The sequence below is a fragment of the Streptomyces sp. NPDC047043 genome (genome assembly GCF_040644055.1).
GTDB lineage: Bacteria > Actinomycetota > Actinomycetes > Streptomycetales > Streptomycetaceae > Streptomyces.
This window is the reverse complement of sequence record NZ_JBEYVO010000007.1, coordinates 201,284-221,871: the sequence shown is the minus strand read 5'-3', so window position 1 is coordinate 221,871 and position 20,588 is coordinate 201,284. Positions and strand designations below refer to the sequence as shown.

Genomic DNA, 20,588 nt, shown 5'->3' with positions numbered 1-20,588 from the left:
GGCTGCTCCGAAGGTCAGGGGTGGTGGTTGCCGGTCACGGCGTGCAGCGCGTGCGCCAGCGCCCGCTGCAGCGCGAACTGGCCCGCGCCGACCAGGCCCGCATCGGCGCCGAGGCTGGCCCGCTCGATCGCCAGATGCTCGGTCACCAGCGGATGGCAGCCCTCGTACAACTGGCTGCGTACGGCGGCGACGAACGGCTCCAGGGTGGAGAGGATGCCGCCGAGGTAGACGGCGTCGGGGTTGAAGAAGTTGACGTTGGCGGCGAGGACCTGACCGAGGTAGCGGCCGGCCTGGCGGACCGCGCGGGTCGCTTCCGGGTCGGCGTCGGAGGCGAGGCGTACGACGTCCTCGGTGGACGTCACCTCCAGGCCGCGTTCGCGCAGGATGCGGACGAGGGCCGCGCCCGAGGCGACGGTCTCCAGACAGCCGGTGTTGCCGCAGGAGCAGGGGATGTCGTGGGCGGCCTCGACGCGGACGTGGGTGATCTCGCCGGCGGCACCGGTGCCACCGCGGTAGAGGCGGCCGTCGGCGATGACGCCGGCGCCTATCGCCGTACCGGTCTTCACCATGATCGACTGGCGGCGCCCGGCGGGCTGGACGGTGTGCTCGCCCACGGCCATGCAGTTGGCGTCGTTCTCGATGGCCGCGGGGACGCCGAAGCGGTCCTCCAGCCAGGCGCGGACGGGGAAGCGGTTCCAGCCGGGCATGCGGGAGGGGAGTGTGACGACGCCGGACACGACGTCGACCGGGCCGGGGAGGGAGAGACCGACTCCGCGCAGCAGGGCCCGCCCGTGCCGGTCGGCGAGCACCTCCAGCGTCTCGGCGAGTCCGGGCAGCGCGGCCTCGGGTCCGTCGGCCGTCGGGAACGGCACGGTCGAGACGTCGGTGAGGCCGCCGCCCGGCAGCACCACCCCCACATGCGCATGCCGGCCCCCGAGTTCGGCCGCCACCGCGAAGCCGTCGCTGCCGCCGAGGCGCAGCACCTTGCGCGGGCGTCCGCCGGCGGAGGACACCGTGCCCTCCTCGGCGACCAGACCGTGCTCCAGCAACTGGCCCACGGTGAAGGAGATCGTCGAGGGCGCGGCTCCGAGCAGCCCGGCGATCTCCGTCCGCGTCGTGGCCTGTCCGGAGGCGAGGAGTTCGAGGACCCGCTCGGCCAGCGAGGAGACGCCGACGCCGTTCTTGCGACGTGGCGGACTTTTTTCGGTCATGGACGAAGTAACTTCCGTCGACGGCGTTCGGAGCGACGAGCGTAGGTCAACTCCGGCCTCTCCGTGGTTTTTTCAGAACGGCAGTAACAGGCTTTTTACAGCTGCACGCCTGTTTCTTCGAACACTCGGGTCGTTGACTGTCCTCGCCCCCGCCTGAGTTCCCCCCTTTCTGCGAGGAGAGCCATGTCCCCTGCCCGCACCAGATTCCTGGCCGCCGGTGTCGCCTTCTCCGCGGGCACGCTGCTGCTCGCGGGCTGCTCCGGGACGAGCGGCACGTCGTCCGGGTCCAAGGACTCCATCACCTACGCGCTGCCCGCGAACTTCACGCCGAACTGGATCCTGCCGATCGGCACGGCCGCGCATCTGAACACCAACAACATCTCCATCGCGAACACGCTGTGGGAGCCGCTGATCGCCTACGACGGCTCGACCGGCAAGATCGCCTGGAACAAGGCCGGTTCGATCGCGACGGCCGCCGACTTCGCGTCCGACAACAAGAGCGTGAAGATCACCCTGGGCGACCGCCACTGGAGCGACGGAAAGCCCATCACGTCCGAGGACGTGAAGTTCTGGTTCGACCTCATCAAGGCCAACAAGGCGCAGTGGGCGGGCTACACGCCCGGCAAGGCGCCCGACAACTGGACCTCCTTCAAGGCCGGGGACGACCGCCACTTCACGATCACCTTCGACAAGGCGTACAACCCGCAGTGGATGCTGGCGAACGAGCTGAACAGCATCAACCCGCTGCCCGAGCACGTCTGGGACAGGGGCAGTCCGAAGCAGACCTGGACGTACCTCAACAACGCGGCCAAGAACATCGGGAGTTACGCCTCGAACCCGCTCTGGAAGACCGTCAGCGGCCCGTACACCGTGAAGTCCTTCTCGACGGCGGGCAAGGTCGTCCTGACCGCCAACAAGAAGTACGACGGCGGGGAGAAGCCGGGCATCGCCACCGTGAACCTGCTGCCCTTCACCACGGCGGACGCCGAGAAGAACGCCCTGCGTTCGGGCACGGTCGACTACGGCTACATCGAGGCGACCGACCTCGACCAGAAGGACAGCTTCACCGCGCAGGGCTACGAGGTGAAGCCGTGGTCGGGCTGGGCGATCACCTACATGCCGTACAACTTCAACAACCCTGCCATGGGTGCCGTGTTCAAGCAGCTGTACGCCCGCCAGGCGGTCCAGCGGTCGATCGACCAGACGAGTCTCGCGAAGGTCGTCTTCAACGGGACGGCGGTCCCGGGCTACGGGCCGATCCCGCAGGCCCAGACCTCCGACTTCCTCTCGCAGGCACAGAAGGACAACCCCTACCCGTTCTCGACGAGCGCCGCCAAGTCCCTTCTCTCCGGCCATGGTTGGACCGAGCAGGGCGGGGTGATGACCTGCACGAGCCCGGGCAGTGGCGCCTCCCAGTGCGGTGAAGGGGTGGCCAGGGGAACGAAGTTCGAGATGCAGGTGCTGTCGCAGTCCGGCTCGACCGTCACCGACAACATGATGAGCGCGATCCAGTCCTCGCTCGCGAAGACCGGCATCAAGTTCTCCATCAGGACCGCGCCGGTCAACTCGGTCCTGTCGCAGACCCCGCAGTGCACCACGAGCCAGTCGATCTGCAAGTGGCAGCTGTCCTTCTTCGGCACGGCGGGCAGCTGGTACTTCAACGCCTTCCCGACCGGTGACTCGCTCTTCCAGTCCAAGGGCGGCTCGAACTTCGGCGGCTACTCCGACACGGCGGTGGACCGGCTCATCTCCGCGTCCACGACGTCGAGTTCGAACCAGGCGATCCAGGACTACAGCGCGGCTCTCGCCAAGGACCTGCCGGTGATCTGGCTGCCGGAGCCCGACTACCAGATCTCCGTCGTCAAGAAGGGCCTCGGCGGCTTCTCCCAGGACTCGCTCGCCAACTTCCACCCCGCGCAGTGGAAGTGGACCAGCTGAGGCATGGAGACTCTCGCCTATCTGGCCCGGCGGGTCGCCCAGGCCCTCGTGGTGGTCCTCATCGTCACGGTCGTGGTCTTCTGCCTGCTGCACGCGCTGCCCGGGGGTCCCGCACGCGGGATCCTCGGCCCGCAGGCGACGGCCCAGCAGATCGCGGCCTTCAACCACGAACAGGGCCTGGACCGTCCGCTGCCGGTCCAGTACGTCTACTATCTGCGCACCCTGCTGCACGGTGATCTGGGAACGTCGTACACGCTCAACGAGGCGGTCTCGCAGCTGATCGAGCAACGCCTGCCGAAAACCCTGGTGTTGACCGTCCTGTCCGCACTCGTCGGGCTGCTGCTCGCGATTCCGCTCGGCATGTGGCAGGCGGTGCGGCGCAACAAGCCGGCGGACTATGTCATCACCACGCTGAGCTTCGTCGCGTACTCGACGCCGGTGTACTTCCTGGGGCTGATCCTGGTGCTGGTCTTCACCCAGACGCTGCGGTGGTTTCCGTCCCAGGCGCCGCAAGGGGACACCGTGGGCCAGGTGTTCGCGGATCCGGTGGCGCTCGTGCTGCCGGTGGTCACGGGGGCCGCGTCGATGGTCGCCGTGTTCAGTCGGTACATGCGCGCATCGACCTTGGAGAATCTCTCCGAGGACTACGTGCGCACGGCGCGGGCCGGGGGTTCAAGGCAGGCGTCGATCCTCTTCAGGCACGTCTTCCGCAACTCGTTGACGCCTGTGATCGCCATGCTCGGTTATTACGTGCCGGTGCTCTTCGGCGGTGCGCTCGTCGTGGAGCAGCTCTTCAACTACCCGGGGATGGGGCTGCTGTTCTGGAGTGCGGCGCAGTCTTCCGACTATCCGGTGCTGCTCGGGTGTGTGCTGGTCATCTCCGTGGCGACGGTCGTGGGGACGTTGCTCGCGGATGTCGTGCAGCGGGTTGTCGACCCTCGGGTGAAGGGGGGACGGGCGTGAGCGGTCGTATGGAAGCTGCGGGCCGGTGGGGGTTGATCGCGCAGTTCCCCGCGCCCCTGAAAGGATCGCGCTTCGCGCGCAACAAGCTTGCGGTGGCCGGGGTCCTGGTCGTCGCCATTTTCCTCCTGTTCTGCTTCGTCGGTCCCCTCCTCCACTCCACCGACCAGACCCACACGAACCTCACGCAGGTCAACCTCGTGCCCAGCGACGCACATTGGCTGGGCACGGATGCCGTCGGACACGACGAGCTCGGGCGGCTCATGTACGGCGGGCGGGTCTCGTTGCTCGTCGGGCTCGCGGCCGGGATTCTCGCGACCGTCATCGGGACGCTGTGGGGCGCGACCGCCGGGTACGCGGGCGGCTGGGTGGACGCGGTGATGATGCGGGTCGTGGACGCCGGGATCGCCATCCCCGCGCTGTTCATCCTGCTGGTCGTGTCGGCGATCACGACCCCGGACACGCTCGGGCTGATCCTCGTACTCGGCCTGGTGTCGTGGCTGGTGCCGTCCCGGCTGGTGCGGGCCGAGACGCTCACGCTCAAGAGCCGCGACTACGTGCTGACGCTGCGCGCGACCGGCGGCACGCACGGCCGGGCCATCACCCGGCACATCCTGCCCAACTCGGTGTCCACGATCGTCGTCGCGGCCACCTTCCAGGTCGCCGACGCGATCCTGCTGGTCGCCTATGTCTCGTATCTCGGCCTGGGTGTGCAGCCGCCGAAGACGGACTGGGGCGGGATGCTGTCCGCCGGTCTGACGGCCGCGTACTCCGGACGCTGGTGGCTGATCGTTCCACCCGGTCTCGCGATCATCCTCGTCGTGTGCGCGTTCAACGCGATCGGCGACGGGCTGCGCGACGCCTTCGACGTGAGGGGGCGCGGATGAACGCGCGGGACAAGGTGCTGGAGATCGAGGGGCTGGGGGTCACGTTCACGACCGACACCGGTGACGTATCTGCGGTATGTGACACAGCACTGCACGTGCGGCCCGGCGAGACGCTCGCGCTCGTCGGCGAGTCCGGCTCCGGCAAGTCGACGGTGGCCCTCGCCGCGCTGGGCCTGCTGCCCGGCAACGCGCGGGTGTCGGGCCGGGTGGCGATCGACGGCACGGATGTCGTCGGGGCCCGCGAGGCCGAACTCGCCCGTCTGCGCGGCCGTACGGCCTCCATGGTCTTCCAGGAGCCGGCCACCGCCCTCGACCCGCTCACCCGGGTCGGCGCGCAGATCGCCGAGGTCATACGGAACCACCGCCCCGTCTCGCGGAAGGAAGCCGCCAGTGAGGCGGTCGAGCTCCTGCGCCGCGTCGGCATTCCGGAGCCGGAGCGGCGGGCGTCCGCGTTCCCGTTCCAGCTCTCCGGCGGGCAGCGGCAGCGGGTCGTCATCGCGATGGCGATCGCCAACTCGCCGGCCCTGCTGGTCGCGGACGAGCCGACGACCGCGCTCGACGTCACCGTGCAGGCCGAAATCCTCGATCTGCTACGGGGGTTGGCGGCCGACTCGGGCACGGGCGTGCTGCTGGTCACGCACAACATGGGCGTCGTCGCCGACTTCGCGGACCGCGTGGCCGTCATGCTGCAGGGTCGGATCGTGGAGACGGGCCCGGTGGAGGAGGTGCTGCTGCGGCCGACGCACGAGTACACGCGGAAGCTGCTGGCGGCGGTGCCCCGACTGGTGTTCAGCGGCGAGGACGCCCCTCCGAAGGAGGACGCTCCCGTCGTGCAACTCCGGGACGTCTCCGTGCAGTTCGGACGAGGGCCCCGGGCGGTACGGGCCCTCGACGGCGTGTCGCTCGACGTCCGGCCCGGCGAGACCGTGGGCCTCGTGGGCGAGTCCGGCTCCGGCAAGTCCACCGCGGCCCGGGTCGCCCTCGGCCTGGTTCCGGCGGACTCCGGCACGGTGTCGCTCTTCGGCACCGACGTGGGGCGTTCCCGGGGCCGGAAGCGGCGGGCCCTGCTGTCCGGCGTGGGCGTGGTGCTTCAGGACCCCGTCGCCTCGCTGGACGCCCGGATGAGCGTGGCCGAGTGCGTCGCCGAACCGCTGCGGATGCACCGCCGGGGCATGTCGGCGGCCGAGCGCCGGGCCCGGGTCGCGGAGGTACTGGAACTGGTGCGGCTGCCAAGGGAGTTGGCGGCACGCGGACCGCGCGAGCTGTCCGGCGGCCAGCGGCAGCGGGTGAGTCTCGCGCGCGCCCTGGCCCTTCAGCCCCGGCTCCTGGTCGCGGACGAGCCGACGAGCGCACTGGACGTGAGTGTGCAGCGCACGGTCCTCGAAGTGATCGCCGAGCTGCAGCGCGAGCTGGGCTTCGCCTGTCTGTTCGTCTCCCACGACCTGGCCGTCGTGCAGGAGTTCGCCGGGCGGGTGGTCGTCATGCGGGCCGGTCGGGTCGAGGAGCAGGGGCCCACCATGTCCACGCTGCTGCGTCCGGAAAGCGCGTACACACAGCGGCTCATCGCGGCCGTGCCCGTACCGGATCCCGTGGTGCAGCGGCAGCGGCGAGCGGGGGTCACCGCGTGACGGGCGTCGTCGCAGGCGTCGACATCGGCGGCACTACCACCCAAGTGGCGCTGTGCACGGAGGACTTGGGCATCGTGGACCGCGTGGAGGTACCGACCCCGGCGGCCGAGGGCGGCACGGCGATGGTCGGCGCCGCCCTGGACGCCGTACGGCAGCTGCTGGACCGTACGCCCGCGCGGCTGCTCGGTGTCGGGGTCGGGGCGGCCGGGGTGGTGGACGCGCGGGCCGGGCGGATCCTGGTGGCGAGCGACTCCTTCCGCGACTGGGCCGGGTTCGAGGTCACCGCCGAGGCAGAACGGGCCCTGGGCGTACCGGCGTTCCTCGACAACGACGTCAATGCGTTCCTGCGCGGCGAGGCGACTGCCGGTGCGGTCGCGGGCGAGCCGGACGTGCTCGGCATGACGCTCGGCACCGGGGTGGGCGGCGCGCTGTGGCTGGATCACGCCCTTTACGACGGTCCGCACGGCGCGGCGGGCGAGATCGGGCACGTGCCCGGCTTCGGCGAACTGCCGTGCACCTGCGGCGGCCGCGGCCACCTGGAGACCCTCGCGTCCGGCCGCTCTATCGCCGCCCGTTACGGCGAGCGCACCGGCCGGACGGTGACCGCCGAGGCCGTCGCCGAGGCGGCGCGGCGCGGCGACCCGGACGCGCTGGCGGTGTACGAGGCGGCGGGCGCGGGCGTGGCCCGGGCGGTCCTGATCGCGGCGGGCCTGCTGGATGTCACCACGTTCGTGATCGGCGGGGGCGTCAGCCGGTCCTGGTCGCTCGTCGAGCCGTCGATCCGGCGGGCCCTGGCCGCCGAACCCCCCGTGAGCGGGCGCCCGGTCCGCGTCCTGCCCGCCGGGCTCGGCGACGACGGGGTGGCGGTCGGGGCGGCGGCGCGGGCGCGGGCCGAGATCCACAGGGGAGCCGCACAGCAAACGGCAAGGTGGACGACGAAAACCAGCCAAGCGCGACCGCACGATTGACGCGTACGCACCACTCTCCTTAGCTTCTGGTCGCTCACTCGAACTTTGTTCGACTTACCGAACAGAGCCGCACCCCTGGAGAGCCCATGGCCCACCCCTCCCGCCGCCACTTCCTCGGCATGGCCGCCACCGTTCCGCTGGCCACGACCGGCGCGCTGGCGCTCGGCGCCGGAACCGCTCGCGCGGCCACCGACTCGGCGTACGTGATGTGCTACTTCACCGAGTCCCCGGACATGCTGGCCGCCAACTACGGTCTGCACCTGGCCGTCAGCCCCGACGGCCTGCAGTGGACCCCGCTCAACCAGAACGCCCCCGTCGCCACCCCGACCGCGGGCTCCACGGGCCTGCGCGACCCCTTCATCCTGCGCAAGCAGGACGGCACGTTCGTGGTGCTCGCCACCGACCTCAAGGGCACCGACTGGACGTACGTCAGCCAGTACATCCACGTCTGGGACTCCACCGACCTGCGCACCTTCACCGGCTACCGGCGGATGAAGCTGCACGACATGAACACCCACAGCTGGGCGCCGGAGGCCTACTGGGACGCGAGCCGCGGCCAGTACGGCGTGATCTACTCGGCCGTGAACTCCAGCGGCCACAACGTGATCATGGTGAACTACACCGGCGACTTCGTGACCGCGGGCAGTCCCCAGGTCTTCTTCGACCCCGGCTACGACGTCATCGACGGCGACCTGGCCGTCGGCGTGAACGGTGTCAACTACCTCTACTTCAAGAAGAACTCGACGCTGGTCGGGGCTCGCTCCACCTCACTGGACCCGGGCAGCTTCACCGAGTTCAGCACCGCCGTCTCGCACAACGGCACCGAGGCCCCGACCCTGGTCAAGTCCCTCACCTCGAGCAGCACCTGGCACCTGTGGGGCGACACCTGGTCGCCGAACGGCGTCTTCTACGCCTGGCAGACCAGCAGCCTGGCAGCCGGCACCTGGACGGCCCTCGACCAGAAGGCCTACACCCAGCCGCTGAACTCCAAGCACTGCGGCATCCAGCCGATCACCTCGACCGAGTACAACAACCTCATCGCCAAGTGGGGCACCCCCGCCTGGAACCGGCTGAAGTCCTACAACTACCCGGCCCGTTACGTCCGCCACTCCAACTTCGTCGGCCGGATCGACGAGTACGCCTTCGACCCGTACACCGACTCCCAGTGGAAGCTGGTGCCGGGCCTCGCGGACTCCTCGGGCGTCTCGTTCCAGTCGGTCAACTACCCGACCCGGTATCTGCGGCACTACAACTACGCGCTCCAGCTGGACGTGAACGACGGCACGTCGACGTTCGCCGCGGACGCCACGTTCTACAGGACCGCCGGTCTCGCCGACGCCTCCTGGGCGTCGTTCCGGTCGTACAACAACCCGACCCGCTACATCCGTCACTCGAACTACGTCCTGCGCATCGACCCGATATCGACCACCACCGAGAAGCAGGACGCGACGTTCTACGTCGGGTACTGAGTACGGGCCGGGCGCACCGCCCGGCCCGTACTCGGGTCAGCCCAGGCCGACCGACTTCAGCCACGCCTTCGCGACGTCCAGCGGGTCCTTGTTGTCGAGCTGGACCTGGGAGTCCAGGTCCAGCAGGGCCTTGGTGTCGAGCTTGGCCGAGACCGCGTCGAGCGCGTCCTGGCCCGCCGAGGACAGACCGCTCTTGTAGACGAGCGGCTGCACGTTCTCGAAGCCGAAGAGGTTCTTCGGGTCCTGGAGGACGACGTGCTTCTCCTTGACGATGGTCGGGTCCGTGGTGAAGAGGTCCGCGGCCTGCACGGTGTTCTTCTTCAGCGCCGCCTGGGTCAGCGGGCCGCCCGCGTCCAGCGCCTTGAAGGACTTGAACTCCAGGCCGTAGACCGACTTCAGGCCCACCAGGCCCTGCTGCCGGGTCTGGAACTCCGGCGAGGCCCCGATGGTCAGGTCCTTCGCGATGTCCTTGAGGTCCGCGATGCTGGAGTCGGACGTCAGCTTGTACTTGTCGGCGGTGGCCTTGTTGAGCGTGACGGAGTCCTTGTCCTGCGCGGAGGCGGGCTTCAGGAGCGCCAGCTTGGAGTCGAGCTTGGCCTCGATCGCGGCCGTCGTCGCCTCGACCGTCTTCGGCGTCGCCTTCGGGTCGAGGTAGGCCAGCAGCGCGCCGTTGTACTCCGGCAGCACCGTGATGGAGCCGTTCTTCAGCAGGCCGTACGTGGTCTCGCGGCTGCCGATGTTCGGCTTGTAGGTGACCTTGACACCCTTGGCCTTCAGGGCCTCGCCGTAGATGTCGGCGAGCAGGATGCTCTCGGCGAAGTTGTTGGAACCGACGACGACGGTCTTGCCGTCGGACTTCCCTCCCTCGAGCGGGTTGTCGGACTTGCTGTCGGAGGAGCCACATCCCGCCAGCAGGGCCGTGGTCGCGGCGAGCGCGACGGCCGTCGCGGAGTAGCTCTTGATGGACCTGCTGCGTGCGGCGTTGGAAGTCACGATTCCCGTTCCGGACTCAGGGGATTGATGAGAAACAAACTCTGGAACTGATCCAATCCAGCCAGTTCTCACTCAGTCAAGAGCAGCCTGGTCACCAATTGGCCTCAATGCGTGATCAGTTGTGAATGGAGCGTAAACAGAGCGAGGCGGAAGCGGACGCGCTTTGTAATGGATTCTTGACTAAGGGCGACGTGCTTGATCATTCAATGTGGCGGTAGTCTCACGGCAGTTGACGTCGGTCACAGCGGTGTGCGGGGGCCGCTTCGGCGTCATCGGCACCATTCCTCAGGGTCCAGAATCGATCGGAATCAGTCATGCCCCAGACCAGGCGCGGTGGCGTACGCGGCTTCGCCGACCGGTGGCCGTTCCGGCGCAAACTCAACCTCCTGGTCGGCGTGCCCCTGGCCGTGGTGGCCGTACTGCTCTCCTATCTCATCGCCGGCCAGGTCGGCCAGGCCCGGGACGCGGCGTCGGCGGCGGACCTCGTGCGCAACAGCGAGCAGGTGGCCTCGCTGGTCAACGAGATCGAGAGCGAGCACCAGCTGGCGATCCTGCTCTCGGTGCGCTACGAGGCGGGCGGCAAGGGCGTCCAGTCCACGCTCGCCGCCTACCGCAGGGCGCAGCGGGCGGTCGACGCGCAGATCGCGCAGGTGCGCGCGAGCTTCGGCGACGGGCTGCCGGGCAGCGAGGCGCAGGCGCTGAAGGAGGTCGAGGGCCTCACCAGCCTGCGCGGGACCGTCGAGCAGAGCTATCTGCCCGCGAGCAACATCGACCCCGCGTACGACAACGCCGCCAAGACCGTGATCGCCGGCCTCGGCCTGGACCGCAACCCGGAGCTGGCGGCCACCTTCACCGGCAACCTGCTGGACTCCCTGCTGCGCGCCGACGCCGCGCACGGCTCCTTCGAGACCGGCGTGTTCTCCGCGACGACCGGTGACACGAACGCGCAGATCGAGTTCACGACCGCCGTCGGCGCGTACACGCTCTACACCAACCAGGCCGAGCGCTTCGCCCGGTTCGCCACCGAGCAGCAGGCCGACGAGCTCGGCGGCATCGAGCACACCAGCGCCCAGAACGACATCGCCAAGGCCTACGCCGAGCTCCAGGTCGCCCCCAGCACGCTCCAGGCCAGTACCCCGACGGAGATCAAGGCGGCGTTCCAGGACGCGCTCGGCGACTACCCCGCCTACCCGAAGCAGGCGCAGGCGCGGCTCCAGATCACCTCCTCGCTCATCGACCAGATCGCCGACGGCGCCGACAGCGCGTCCACCAGCGCCTGGTGGCGCGCGGGCCTGCTGCTGGCCTCGGCGCTGCTCGGCTTCGTCCTCTGGCTCGCCTTCTCGGTGCTGGTGCGCCGGTCGGTGGTGCGGCCCGTGACGGCCCTGACCGGTGCCGCGCAGGAGGTCGCCGAGGTGGCGGGCCGCGAGCTCGCCCGCGTGGCCGACGACGACACCGAGGACGACAGCCCGCCCAAACTGCGCGAGATGCCGGTCACCGCGGACGACGAGATCGGTGAGCTCGCCGAGGTGTTCAACCGGGTGCAGACCACCGCGATCGCGCTGCTGGAACGCCAGGTGCTCAGCCGCCGCAACGTCGCCGAGATGTTCGGCAACGTGGGCCGCCGCGTCAGCAATCTGACGACACGTCAGCTGGCGTTGATCGACGCGGTGGAACGCGGCGAGACCGACCCGGCTCTCCTCGAACGCCTCTACTCCATCGACCACATCGCCGTACGCCTGCGCCGCAACGCCGACAGCCTGATGCTGCTCGCCGGCATCCGCGAGACGGTCCTCGACTCCGGTCCCACCGCGCTCACCAACGTCGTACGCGCCGCTCTCGGCCAGATCGAGGGCTTCCAGCGGGTACGGCTGCACGCGCGCACCGAGGTCATGGTGGAGCCGGACATCATCGGCGACCTGACGCTGATGGTGGCCGAACTCCTGGAGAACGCGGTGGCGTTCTCGCCGGCCGGCAGTCCCGTCGAGGTGTACGTCCGGGACTCCGCCGAGGAGGAGTCCGCGGGCGGCGCCACGATCGTGATCGCCGACCACGGCCTGGGCATGGGCGCCGAGCGGCTCGCCGAGGAGAACGCCCGGCTGATCCGCCGCGAGCGCCTGGACGTGGTGCCGACGAAGGTGCTGGGCCTGTTCGTGGTCGGCGCGCTGGCGCGCCGCTGGGAGGTCGAGGTCACGCTGTCCCGCACGCCGGGTGGCGGTGTGACGGCCGAGGTGCTGGTCCCGTCGTCGCTGCTGCTGGCGATGAGTCCGGTGGGGGCGGGGGCCTCCGGCGGTTCCACAACAAGGGCGACGGCGGGCTCCGCGAGCGGTCCGGTGACGGGTCCGACGGCCGGTACGGCGGCGGGCCCGGTGGGACGGGAGTCCGGCTCCCAGCCCGCGCCGGTCACCGCGCCGCGACCCTCGGCCGAGGCAGCCGGCGCCGCCCCCCGCCCGCGTCCCTCCGCCACCGCCGACGACGCCGGCGGTCACCCCGGACCGCTCCCCCGTCGGGTGCCGCGCCGGGAGACCGACGCGGGCGAGGCAGACTCCCTGCCCGACCCGAGCACCGCCGCGGACGCGGCTGCCGAGGCGGCCACTGTGCCGTCCGAGAGCGAGGCCGAGACCGGTTCCCGCTCCGGCGCCGAGCAGACCCCGTTCATCCCGCAGGCCCGAACCGAGGCGGATTCCGGCGTGACCCACACCCGGCCCGACGAAGCAGCCCCCGCCCACCCGGCAGAGGCAGGCCGACCGGTATCGTCGTCCGAGGTCAGACCTGGCGCGACAACGCAGTCCGCCCAGTCCCTGGCCGGCTCGGCCACCCCCGTCGCCGAGCCCGAAACCGACGCCGCGTCACCGGCTCCCCCGTCCCCGGGCTACGCCTCCGGCTCCCGCCCCCTGCGCCGCCGCGTTCGCGGTGCCACCCTCCGTACGACCGCCGACGCCGCACGGCAGACCGAGTGGCAGGCACCGCGGCCCGCCGACGCGGACGCCGTACGGGACGCGCTCGACGAGTTCGAGGCGGCCGTGGAGCGGGCGCACCGCGACAGCGCCGGCGACCGGCCCACGACCACCGACCCGCACGACCAGAACCACCTCCCGGAAGGAGCCGAGCAGTGAGCACGTCGACAGGTGACACTCCCCCCGCGGGAGCCACCACGCCGGCCGAACTGCAGGCCGCCGCAGCCGACTTCAATTGGCTGCTCAACCGCTTCGCCACCGAGACCGCGGGCGTCGTCGACGCCATCGCGGTGTCCTCCGACGGGCTGCTCATCGCCGTGGCGGAGCTGCACGAGCGCGCCCACTCCGAGCGGCTGGCCGCGATCGTCTCCGGCATGACCAGCCTGGCCGCCGGAGCCTCCGGCAACTACGGGCTGGGCGGGCTCAACAAGGTCATCATCGACCTGGAGGGCGGCCATGTCATCGTCTCCGCGATCGGCAGCGGCGCCGTGCTCGGCGTCGTCGCCGACAAGGAGGCCAAGCTGGGCAACATCGCCTACGAGATGACGCTGTTCGCCAACCGGGCCGGCAGCGCGCTCAGCCCCCAGCTCGTGCTCCAGCTCAAGAACAGCGTCGGCGTAGCTTCCGGGCGCTGACGGTCGCCGCCGCCGAGCGCGCGGTCGAGGAGGAAGAAGACAAGCCATGGCGGACGGCTCCCCACCGCCGGACGGTCCGGAACCGGTCGGCCCCGCCCCCGCCGTACGGCCGTTCCTGGTCACCGCCGGCCGGGTGGCGCCCACCGCGTCCGGCCGGCCGGTTCCGGTGGAGACCCAGGTGGTGGCCACCGTGGAGGGCCTCGCCGTGCTCGACGGGCTCACCTTCGAGCAGCACGACATCGTCGCCGCCTGCCGTCGGCCGCAGTCGGTCGCGGAGCTCGCGGCCCGGCTGCGGCTGCATCTGAACGTGGTCCGGGTCCTCGCCGAGGACCTGCGCGCCGCCGGGTATCTGGCGGTGCACGTCCCCGACTCCGGCGTCACCCACGACGCCTCCGTCCTGCGCAGGGTGATCGACGCCCTGCGTGCCATCCCCGACTCCCGAGGGGTACTCCGTGACTCGGACTGAACCGGCCGCCCGTTACGCGGCTGCTCCGGTGGCCGCCGTATCGACGCCGCTGCCGGTCAAGATGGTGATCGCGGGCGGTTTCGGCGTGGGCAAGACCACCGCCGTCGGCGCGATCTCCGAGATCGAGCCGCTGACCACCGAGGCCGCCATCACGGAGGTCGCGGCGGGCGTGGACGACCTCAGCCACACCCCGGCCAAGACCACGACCACGGTGGCGATGGACTTCGGCTGCATCACCATCGACCCGACGCTGAAGCTGTATCTGTTCGGCACGCCCGGCCAGGAGCGGTTCGGGTTCATGTGGGACGACATCGTGGAGGGCGCGATCGGCGGCCTCGTCATCGTGGACACGCGCCGCCTCGACGACTGCTATGCGGCCGTCGACTACTTCGAGCACCGGCAGATCCCGTTCGCCGTCGCCGTCAACGCCTTCGACGGGAGGGTCGAGCACACCCTGGACGAGGTGCGCTGGGCGCTCGACGTCGCCGACCGCGTCCCGGTGGTCGTCTTCGACGCCCGCGAGCGCGGCTCGGTGCGGGACGCGCTGCTCGTCGTACTGGAACTCGCTCTGGCCCGTTCGGGGGGCTGAGAGCCGGGACAGAAGCGGGCCCGGGGCGGATGGAGGATCCGCCCCGGGCCCGCGGCTCGGGGGTCAGTTGCTGCGGCGCACCCCGGGCGACACGGTGAGCCGTGCCACCGCCCAGAAGAAGCCGAGCGTCAGCAGCGCCAGTACGGCCACCAGGGTCGCACCGCCCACCACCTTCTCGTAGTTGCGCTGGTAGAGGCCGTCGACGATGTAGCGGCCGAGGCCGCCGAGGGAGACGTAAGCGGCGATGGTGGCCGTCGACACGATCTGGATGGCGGCCGAGCGCAGACCGCTGAGGATCAGCGGGAGCGCGACCGGCAGTTCGACCTGGAAGAGGATGCGCGGCTCGGCCATGCCCATGCCGCGGGCCGCGTCCACCGGGGACGGGTCGACGGAGCGCACCGCCTCGTAGGTGGTGACCAGGATCGGCGGGACGGCGAGGACGACCAGCGGGATCATCACGGGCGTGAGACCGAGGCCGAGCAGCACGAACATCAGCACCAGCAGGCCGAAGCTGGGCAGCGCACGGCCTGCGGTGGCGACGAAGGCCACGCTGTTGCCGCCGCGTCCGGTGTGGCCGGTGAGCAGGCCGGCGGGCAGCCCGATGGCGGCGGCGATGGCGAGCGCCGTCAGCGAGTACTGGATGTGCTCGCGCAGCCGGGTGGGGATGCCGTCGTAGCCGTGCCAGTGGGCGCTGTCGCTGAAGAAGGCGTTGATGAAGTGGAGGACGTTCATCGGACGGCGTCCTCCAAGGCGGCCGTGACGGGTTCGGGCTCGTCCACGGGGCGGGGCTTACGACCGCCGCGCGGCATCCAGGGCGTCAGGAGGACGCGGACGAGGACCAGCAGCGCGTCGGCGAGGATGGCGAGGACGGCCGTGCCGATCACGGACAGCCAGACCAGGCGCGGCTGGTGGTAGATCATGCCGTCGTTGAGCAGGTTGCCGAGCCCGCCCTGGTTGCCGATCAGCATGCCGACGCTGACGAGCGAGATGCTGGAGACCGTAGCGACGCGCAGCCCGGCGATGATCGCGGGCGCGGCGATGGGCAACTGCACCTGGAAATAACGGCGTACGGGCCCAAGACCCATGGCGGTGGCCGCGTCGAGCGTCTCCTGCGGCACGGACCGGACGCCGTCCACGATCGCCGGGACGAACACCACGAGGCTGTAGACGCCCAGCGGGATCATCACGGTGAGTTCGGTCTGGCCGGTGTAGTCGATGAGGACGACGAAGAAGGCCAGCGACGGAATCGCGTACAGGATCGTCGTCACCCACAGCACGGGCGGGTAGAGCCAGCGCAGCAGCACGCACAGCTGGGCGATCGGCAGCGCCACCAGCAGTCCGCCCACGACCGGGATCAGGGCCAGGCGCAGATGCAGCCCGACCAGACCCCAGTACGTGTTCTGCAGGTCGCTCGGGATGTCGAAGATGCCGCTGTTCATCCGGCGACCTTCTCGTCGCTGCGTCCCTCGGCGTGCGCGGTGCGGATGGCCTCGCCGATGCTCTGCTGCGAGACGACCCCGCTGACCCGCCCGTCGGCGCCGACCGCGACGGCCCAGCCGGTGGGCGAGAGCACGGCGCAGTCGAGCGCGGCGCGCAGCGACTCCCTGCCCTGCTCGAAGGGCCTTCCGTACGGCAGGAGTTGTGCGGGGTCGATGTCGCCGGCGATCAGGGCGGCCGGCTCGCTCCAGCCGAGCGGCTTGCCGTCCACGTCGGTGACGAGCAGATACGGCACGTCCTCGGCGCTGCGCTCGGCGATCTGCTCGGCGGTGGCGTCGACAGCGACGATCGGGGTGGTCAGCAGGTCGAGTCCGGCGGAGGAGAAGAACGACAGCCGCCGGATGCCCCGGTCCGCGCCGAGGAAGTCCTCGACGAAGGCGTCCGCCGGGTTGGACAGCAGCTCGGCGGGCGGCGCGTACTGGGCGAGGTGGCCGCCGGTACGCATCACGGCGACCATGGTGCCGATCTTCACGGCCTCGTCGATGTCGTGGGTGACGAAGACGATGGTCTTGCCCAACTCCTCCTGAATACGGAGCAGTTCGTCCTGCAGACCCTTCCGCACCACGGGGTCGACGGCCGAGAACGGCTCGTCCATCAGCAGCACCGGCGGATCCGCGGCGAGCGCCCGCGCCACGCCGACGCGCTGCTGCTGGCCACCGGAGAGCTGGTACGGGTACCGCTTGGCGAGCGCACCGTCGAGCCCGACCCGCCCCATCAGCTCCCGCGCCCGCTCCCGGGCCTTGTCCTTGCTCCAGCCGAGCAGCCGGGGCACGGTGGCGATGTTGTCGACGATCGTGCGGTGCTGGAAGAGACCGGCGTTCTGGATGACGTAACCCATGGACCGCCGCAGCGTGTTGACCGGCTGCTGCGTGATGTCCTTGCCGTCGATGGTGATCGTGCCCTCGCTCGGCTCGATCATCCGGTTGATCATGCGCAGGGTGGTCGTCTTGCCACAGCCCGACGGGCCCACGAGGACGGTGATCGAACGGTCGGGTATCTCCAGGGAGAGGTTGTCGACCGCCACCGTGCCGTCGGGATAGCGCTTGGTGACTGAATCTATCCGTATCAAAACGCCGAATACCCTTCGGGTCTGGACTGTTGGAGGCCGAGTCTAGACCTGTTTTGTTTCACGACTCCTGCGGGAACTTGGCGGGATCCGATCGCCCCGCGGAACGGTCCCTTCCGGGGCCGAGCCTTGGGATCCGGCATCACTGACCTGTGGCCGACCTGTGAGTCCGCTGATTCTCACTCTTCGCTCAGAACCCGCTCAGTGATCCCACAGACAAGCGCCCGATCGTCATGGTCATGAACGAAACGAACGCGGGAGGCGTCCGGCGGCGGTCGGTCGAGATCGTGGTGCCGGTGTACAACGAGGCGCACGTCCTCGCCGACAGCATCGGCCGTCTCCACGCATACCTCGAAGAGTCCTTCCCGTTCCCGTTCCGCATCACGGTCGCGGACAACGCCAGCACCGACGGCACATGGGAGGCGGCGACGGAACTGACCCTGCGCCTCCCGCACGTGCACGCCGTACACCTGGAGGCCAAGGGCCGGGGGCGCGCGCTGAAGCAGGTGTGGTCCGACTCCACCGCGGACGTCGTCGCCTACATGGACGTCGACCTCTCCACCGGACTGGAGGGCTTCCTGCCCCTGGTGGCCCCGCTGCTGTCCGGTCACAGCGACCTCGCCGTCGGCAGCCGGCTGCACCGGCAGTCGGACGTGGTGCGCGGCACCAAGCGGGAGTTCATCTCCCGCTCCTACAACCTGTTGCTGAAGGCCGGCCTCGGCGCCCGCTTCTCGGACGCGCAGTGCGGCTTCAAGGCCGTACGCACGGACGTGTTCCGGGCGCTCGCCCCGCACGTCGAGGACACCGCCTGGTTCTTCGACACCGAGCTGCTGGTCCTCGCCCAGCGCAACAGGCTCCGCATCCACGAGGTCCCGGTCGACTGGGTCGACGACCCCGACAGCCGGGTCGACATCGTCCGTACCGCCCTCGACGACCTCAAGGGCATGCGCCGGATGCTGCACAGCACCCTCACCGGCCGTACCCGCATCGCCGTACCCCGGCGGACCAGCACCCCGCAGGTGCCGGCCGCCCGCACGTCCCCCGAAATCCTGCCGGCCCCGGCGAACACCTCCCTGGACACCCTGGAGTACGCGTCATGACGACCCTCGCCCCGCCCCCCGCGCCCGCCCAGGAGGGCAGGCACCGGGCCGCCGCCCCGCCCGTCGCGTCCCGCGCGAGAAGGCTCTTCATGGGCTCCCCCGAGGACCCGAGCTGGGCCCGGCCCGCCCTGTGGGCGATCCTGGTCCTGGCCACGGCCCTGTATGCCTGGAACCTGTCCTCCATCACCGGCAACACCTTCTACAACGCGGCCGTCTACTCCGGCACCAAGAGCTGGAAGGCGTTCTTCTTCGGCGCCCTCGACTCCGGCAGCTTCATCACCGTCGACAAACCGCCGTTCGCCCTGTGGGTGATGGGCCTGTCGGCCCGGGTCTTCGGTTACGGCACCTGGCAGTTGATGCTGCCGATGGCGGCCGTGGGCACGGGATCCGTCGCCCTGCTGTACCGGCTCGTCAAGCGGGACTTCGGGGTCGTGGCGGGCACCGTCGCCGCCCTGACGCTGACCCTCACGCCGATCACCGTCGCCATCAACCGCGACACCAACCCGGACCCGATCCTCGTCTTCCTGATGCTGCTCGGCGCGGCCGCGCTGCTGAAGGCCGTGCGCACCGGACGGCTGATGCCGATGGTGTGGTCCGGCGTCGCGATCGGCTTCGCCTTCAACACGAAGATGATGCAGGCGTACGTCGTCCTGCCCGCGTTCTTCCTGGTCTACCTGTGGGCGGCTCAGTGCAGCCTGGGCAGGCGCATCCGCAACCTGGCCGTCGGCACGGTGGCGTTGATCGCCTCCAGCGCCTGGTGGATGGTGATCGTCGATCTCATTCCGGCTTCCTCGCGCCCCTACATCGGTGGCTCCACCGACAACACCGTCTGGGACCTCGTCATCGGCTACAACGGCTTCGGTCGAATCTTCGGGGCGAGTTCGTCGGTCGGCTCGCAGGGCAACGGCGCGAGCTTCGGCGGCAGCGCGAGCATCTACCGGATGTTCAACGCGATCATGGGCGGCCAGATCTCCTGGCTGATCCCCTTCGCGGCGATCGCCCTGATCGGCGGGCTGGCGCTGCGCGGCCGGGCTCCCCGGACCGACGCCAAGCGGGCGGCGCTGATGCTCTGGGGCGGCTGGTTCGTCCTGCACTACCTGACCTTCGCCCTCGCCGAGGGCACCTTCCACCCGTACTACGTCACCGCCATGGCCCCCGGTATCGCCGCTCTGGCCGGTGCGGGCGGGGTCATGCTGTACAAGGCCTTCAAGGAGGGCTCGGCCGCGGTGGGGGTCCCCCCGCGCGAGCGTATTCGGGCGTGGGGGAGGGCGTGGATGCTCCCGGGCGCCATCGCGGTCAGCTCGGTCTGGGCGATCGTCCTGCTGCAGCGGGTCTCCGGCTCCGGGACGCTGTACACGGTCGCGGAGGTCGTGGTCGGCCTCGCGGGTGCGGCGGCGGTGCTCGGTCTGCTGGTCGGGCGGTTCATGAAGCGGCAGAAGCTGGTCGGCTTGGCCGCACTGGCGGCGATCGTGGCCCTGCTCGCCGGTCCGGCCGCCTACTCGGTCTCGGCGGCGACCACCGCGAGCACCAACGGCACCAACCCGACGGCCGGCCCCAACACCGGTGGCGGCATGGGCGGCGGTCCGAGCGGCAGCAGCAGGAGCGGGGCGCCGAGCGGCACCAAGCCCAGCGGGACCGCACCGGGCGGCTCCAGCAGCAGCGGCCAGTCGATGGGTACGCCTCCGTCCGGCAGCTCCGACTCCTCGTCGAGCAAGGGCTCCTCGTCCTCGTCCTCCTCCTCTTCCTCCTCCTCGTCGAAGACCGGCGGTGGCGGCGGCATGGGCGGTGGCTCCCAGGTCAGCTCCGCGATGATCACGTACCTGAAGAAGCACCAGGACGGCGCCACCTGGCTGGTGGCGGTGGCCACCGACCAGACGGCCTCCTCGATCATCCTGGAGTCCGGTCAGCCGGTGATCTCCATGGGCGGCTGGTCCGGCAGCGACAACGCGATGACCCTCGCCAAGCTGAAGAGCCTGGTGACGTCGGGCAAGCTGCACTACATCGTCGTCAGCAGCGACGGCGGCCAGAGCACCAACTCCGAGATCTCGACCTGGGTCAAGAAGCACGGCACGGCCGTGAGCGCGTACAGCGGCCTCTACCACCTGGACGCCTCCGACGTCGGCTGACCCTCATCCCCACCCCCCAGCGGGCGGGCCGCCGGACTCCCCTGCCGGCGGCCCGCCCTTCCTCGTGTCCGCCACCTGGTTTCACTCATGTTCGCCGCGCG

General features: G+C 70.2%; 17 protein-coding genes. 12 read left to right on the top strand and 5 right to left on the bottom strand.

Annotation, left to right across the window (positions count from 1 at the left end; translation table 11 throughout):
- Nucleotides 1-14: 14 nt before the first annotated feature.
- Entirely contained in the window at nt 15-1,211 is a 1,197-nt protein-coding gene (locus ABZ880_RS13225; protein ID WP_361260871.1) for an ROK family transcriptional regulator, read from the bottom strand.
- Nucleotides 1,212-1,394: 183 nt separating this feature from the next.
- On the opposite strand from ABZ880_RS13225, the gene ABZ880_RS13220 reads away from it, so the two are divergent.
- From ABZ880_RS13220 to ABZ880_RS13195, 6 genes are all read left to right on the top strand, one after another.
- Nucleotides 1,395-3,149 carry a peptide ABC transporter substrate-binding protein gene (locus ABZ880_RS13220; protein ID WP_361260870.1) on the top strand — a complete coding sequence of 585 codons (1,755 nt, stop codon included), beginning with the start codon at nt 1,395-1,397 and terminating at the stop codon, nt 3,147-3,149.
- 3 nt (nt 3,150-3,152) lie between these two features.
- Nucleotides 3,153-4,112: an ABC transporter permease gene (locus tag ABZ880_RS13215; protein ID WP_361260868.1), complete on the top strand. Its 960-nt coding sequence runs from the start codon at nt 3,153-3,155 to the stop codon at nt 4,110-4,112.
- An 8-nt stretch (nt 4,113-4,120) separates the two neighbouring features.
- A complete protein-coding gene (locus tag ABZ880_RS13210; protein WP_361261085.1) occupies nt 4,121-4,996 on the top strand; it encodes an ABC transporter permease in 876 nt (291 codons plus the stop codon).
- Complete coding sequence (locus ABZ880_RS13205; protein WP_361260866.1) at nt 4,993-6,624, top strand: ABC transporter ATP-binding protein; 1,632 nt, start codon at nt 4,993-4,995, stop codon at nt 6,622-6,624. The genes ABZ880_RS13210 and ABZ880_RS13205 overlap by 4 nt, the downstream gene beginning before the upstream one ends.
- Nucleotides 6,621-7,592, top strand: a complete 972-nt coding sequence (locus ABZ880_RS13200; RefSeq protein WP_361260865.1) for an ROK family protein — start codon at nt 6,621-6,623, stop codon at nt 7,590-7,592. The genes ABZ880_RS13205 and ABZ880_RS13200 overlap by 4 nt, the downstream gene beginning before the upstream one ends.
- 86 nt (nt 7,593-7,678) lie before the next feature.
- Complete coding sequence (locus ABZ880_RS13195; protein ID WP_361260864.1) at nt 7,679-9,061, top strand: glycoside hydrolase family 43 protein; 1,383 nt, start codon at nt 7,679-7,681, stop codon at nt 9,059-9,061.
- Nucleotides 9,062-9,097: 36 nt separating this feature from the next.
- Here ABZ880_RS13195 and ABZ880_RS13190 read toward each other — a convergent pair whose 3' ends face one another.
- Nucleotides 9,098-10,054 (bottom strand): ABC transporter substrate-binding protein, encoded by a 957-nt coding sequence (locus ABZ880_RS13190; RefSeq protein ID WP_361260862.1) that lies wholly within the window; start codon nt 10,052-10,054, stop codon nt 9,098-9,100.
- 314 nt (nt 10,055-10,368) lie between these two features.
- Here ABZ880_RS13190 and ABZ880_RS13185 point away from each other — a divergent pair, with 314 nt between their 5' ends.
- From ABZ880_RS13185 to ABZ880_RS13170, 4 genes are read left to right on the top strand one after another with little or no spacing between them, the layout of a single operon-like run.
- Complete coding sequence (locus ABZ880_RS13185) at nt 10,369-13,167, top strand: ATP-binding protein (protein ID WP_361260860.1); 2,799 nt, start codon at nt 10,369-10,371, stop codon at nt 13,165-13,167.
- The gene (locus ABZ880_RS13180; RefSeq protein ID WP_361260858.1) at nt 13,164-13,643 is read left to right on the top strand and encodes a roadblock/LC7 domain-containing protein; all 480 of its coding nucleotides are present in this window, start codon (nt 13,164-13,166) and stop codon (nt 13,641-13,643) included. Before ABZ880_RS13185 ends, ABZ880_RS13180 begins: the two co-directional genes overlap by 4 nt.
- A gap of 46 nt (nt 13,644-13,689) precedes the next feature.
- The gene (locus ABZ880_RS13175; protein WP_361260856.1) at nt 13,690-14,109 is read left to right on the top strand and encodes a DUF742 domain-containing protein; all 420 of its coding nucleotides are present in this window, start codon (nt 13,690-13,692) and stop codon (nt 14,107-14,109) included.
- The gene (locus tag ABZ880_RS13170) at nt 14,096-14,698 is read left to right on the top strand and encodes an ATP/GTP-binding protein (RefSeq protein WP_361260854.1); all 603 of its coding nucleotides are present in this window, start codon (nt 14,096-14,098) and stop codon (nt 14,696-14,698) included. Before ABZ880_RS13175 ends, ABZ880_RS13170 begins: the two co-directional genes overlap by 14 nt.
- A 63-nt stretch (nt 14,699-14,761) precedes the next feature.
- On the opposite strand, the gene ABZ880_RS13165 is transcribed toward ABZ880_RS13170, so the two are convergent.
- From ABZ880_RS13165 to ABZ880_RS13155, 3 genes are read right to left on the bottom strand one after another with little or no spacing between them, the layout of a single operon-like run.
- A complete protein-coding gene (locus tag ABZ880_RS13165; RefSeq protein WP_361260852.1) occupies nt 14,762-15,430 on the bottom strand; it encodes an ABC transporter permease in 669 nt (222 codons plus the stop codon).
- The gene (locus ABZ880_RS13160) at nt 15,427-16,137 is read right to left on the bottom strand and encodes an ABC transporter permease subunit (protein ID WP_361260850.1); all 711 of its coding nucleotides are present in this window, start codon (nt 16,135-16,137) and stop codon (nt 15,427-15,429) included. Before ABZ880_RS13160 ends, ABZ880_RS13165 begins: the two co-directional genes overlap by 4 nt.
- On the bottom strand, nt 16,134-17,264 hold the full coding sequence (locus tag ABZ880_RS13155; RefSeq protein ID WP_361260848.1) for an ABC transporter ATP-binding protein: 1,131 nt from the start codon (nt 17,262-17,264) through the stop codon (nt 16,134-16,136). The genes ABZ880_RS13160 and ABZ880_RS13155 overlap by 4 nt, the downstream gene beginning before the upstream one ends.
- Nucleotides 17,265-17,500: 236 nt before the next feature.
- On the opposite strand from ABZ880_RS13155, the gene ABZ880_RS13150 reads away from it, so the two are divergent.
- Nucleotides 17,501-18,361: a dolichyl-phosphate beta-glucosyltransferase gene (locus ABZ880_RS13150; RefSeq protein ID WP_361260846.1), complete on the top strand. Its 861-nt coding sequence runs from the start codon at nt 17,501-17,503 to the stop codon at nt 18,359-18,361.
- Complete coding sequence (locus tag ABZ880_RS13145; protein WP_361260844.1) at nt 18,358-20,487, top strand: glycosyltransferase family 39 protein; 2,130 nt, start codon at nt 18,358-18,360, stop codon at nt 20,485-20,487. The genes ABZ880_RS13150 and ABZ880_RS13145 overlap by 4 nt, the downstream gene beginning before the upstream one ends.
- Nucleotides 20,488-20,588: the final 101 nt, after the last annotated feature.

Bases quoted from the DNA above. Each gene is read 5' to 3' on its own strand.
- ABZ880_RS13225 (WP_361260871.1), bottom strand. From the start codon at position 1,211: ATGACCGAAAAAAGTCCGCCACGTCGCAAGAACGGCGTCGGCGTCTCC.
- ABZ880_RS13220 (WP_361260870.1), top strand. From the start codon at position 1,395: ATGTCCCCTGCCCGCACCAGATTCCTGGCCGCCGGTGTCGCCTTCTCC.
- ABZ880_RS13215 (WP_361260868.1), top strand. From the start codon at position 3,153: ATGGAGACTCTCGCCTATCTGGCCCGGCGGGTCGCCCAGGCCCTCGTG.
- ABZ880_RS13210 (WP_361261085.1), top strand. From the start codon at position 4,121: ATGGAAGCTGCGGGCCGGTGGGGGTTGATCGCGCAGTTCCCCGCGCCC.
- ABZ880_RS13205 (WP_361260866.1), top strand. From the start codon at position 4,993: ATGAACGCGCGGGACAAGGTGCTGGAGATCGAGGGGCTGGGGGTCACG.
- ABZ880_RS13195 (WP_361260864.1), top strand. From the start codon at position 7,679: ATGGCCCACCCCTCCCGCCGCCACTTCCTCGGCATGGCCGCCACCGTT.
- ABZ880_RS13185 (WP_361260860.1), top strand. From the start codon at position 10,369: ATGCCCCAGACCAGGCGCGGTGGCGTACGCGGCTTCGCCGACCGGTGG.
- ABZ880_RS13175 (WP_361260856.1), top strand. From the start codon at position 13,690: ATGGCGGACGGCTCCCCACCGCCGGACGGTCCGGAACCGGTCGGCCCC.
- ABZ880_RS13165 (WP_361260852.1), bottom strand. From the start codon at position 15,430: ATGAACGTCCTCCACTTCATCAACGCCTTCTTCAGCGACAGCGCCCAC.
- ABZ880_RS13160 (WP_361260850.1), bottom strand. From the start codon at position 16,137: ATGAACAGCGGCATCTTCGACATCCCGAGCGACCTGCAGAACACGTAC.
- ABZ880_RS13150 (WP_361260846.1), top strand. From the start codon at position 17,501: ATGAACGAAACGAACGCGGGAGGCGTCCGGCGGCGGTCGGTCGAGATC.
- ABZ880_RS13145 (WP_361260844.1), top strand. From the start codon at position 18,358: ATGACGACCCTCGCCCCGCCCCCCGCGCCCGCCCAGGAGGGCAGGCAC.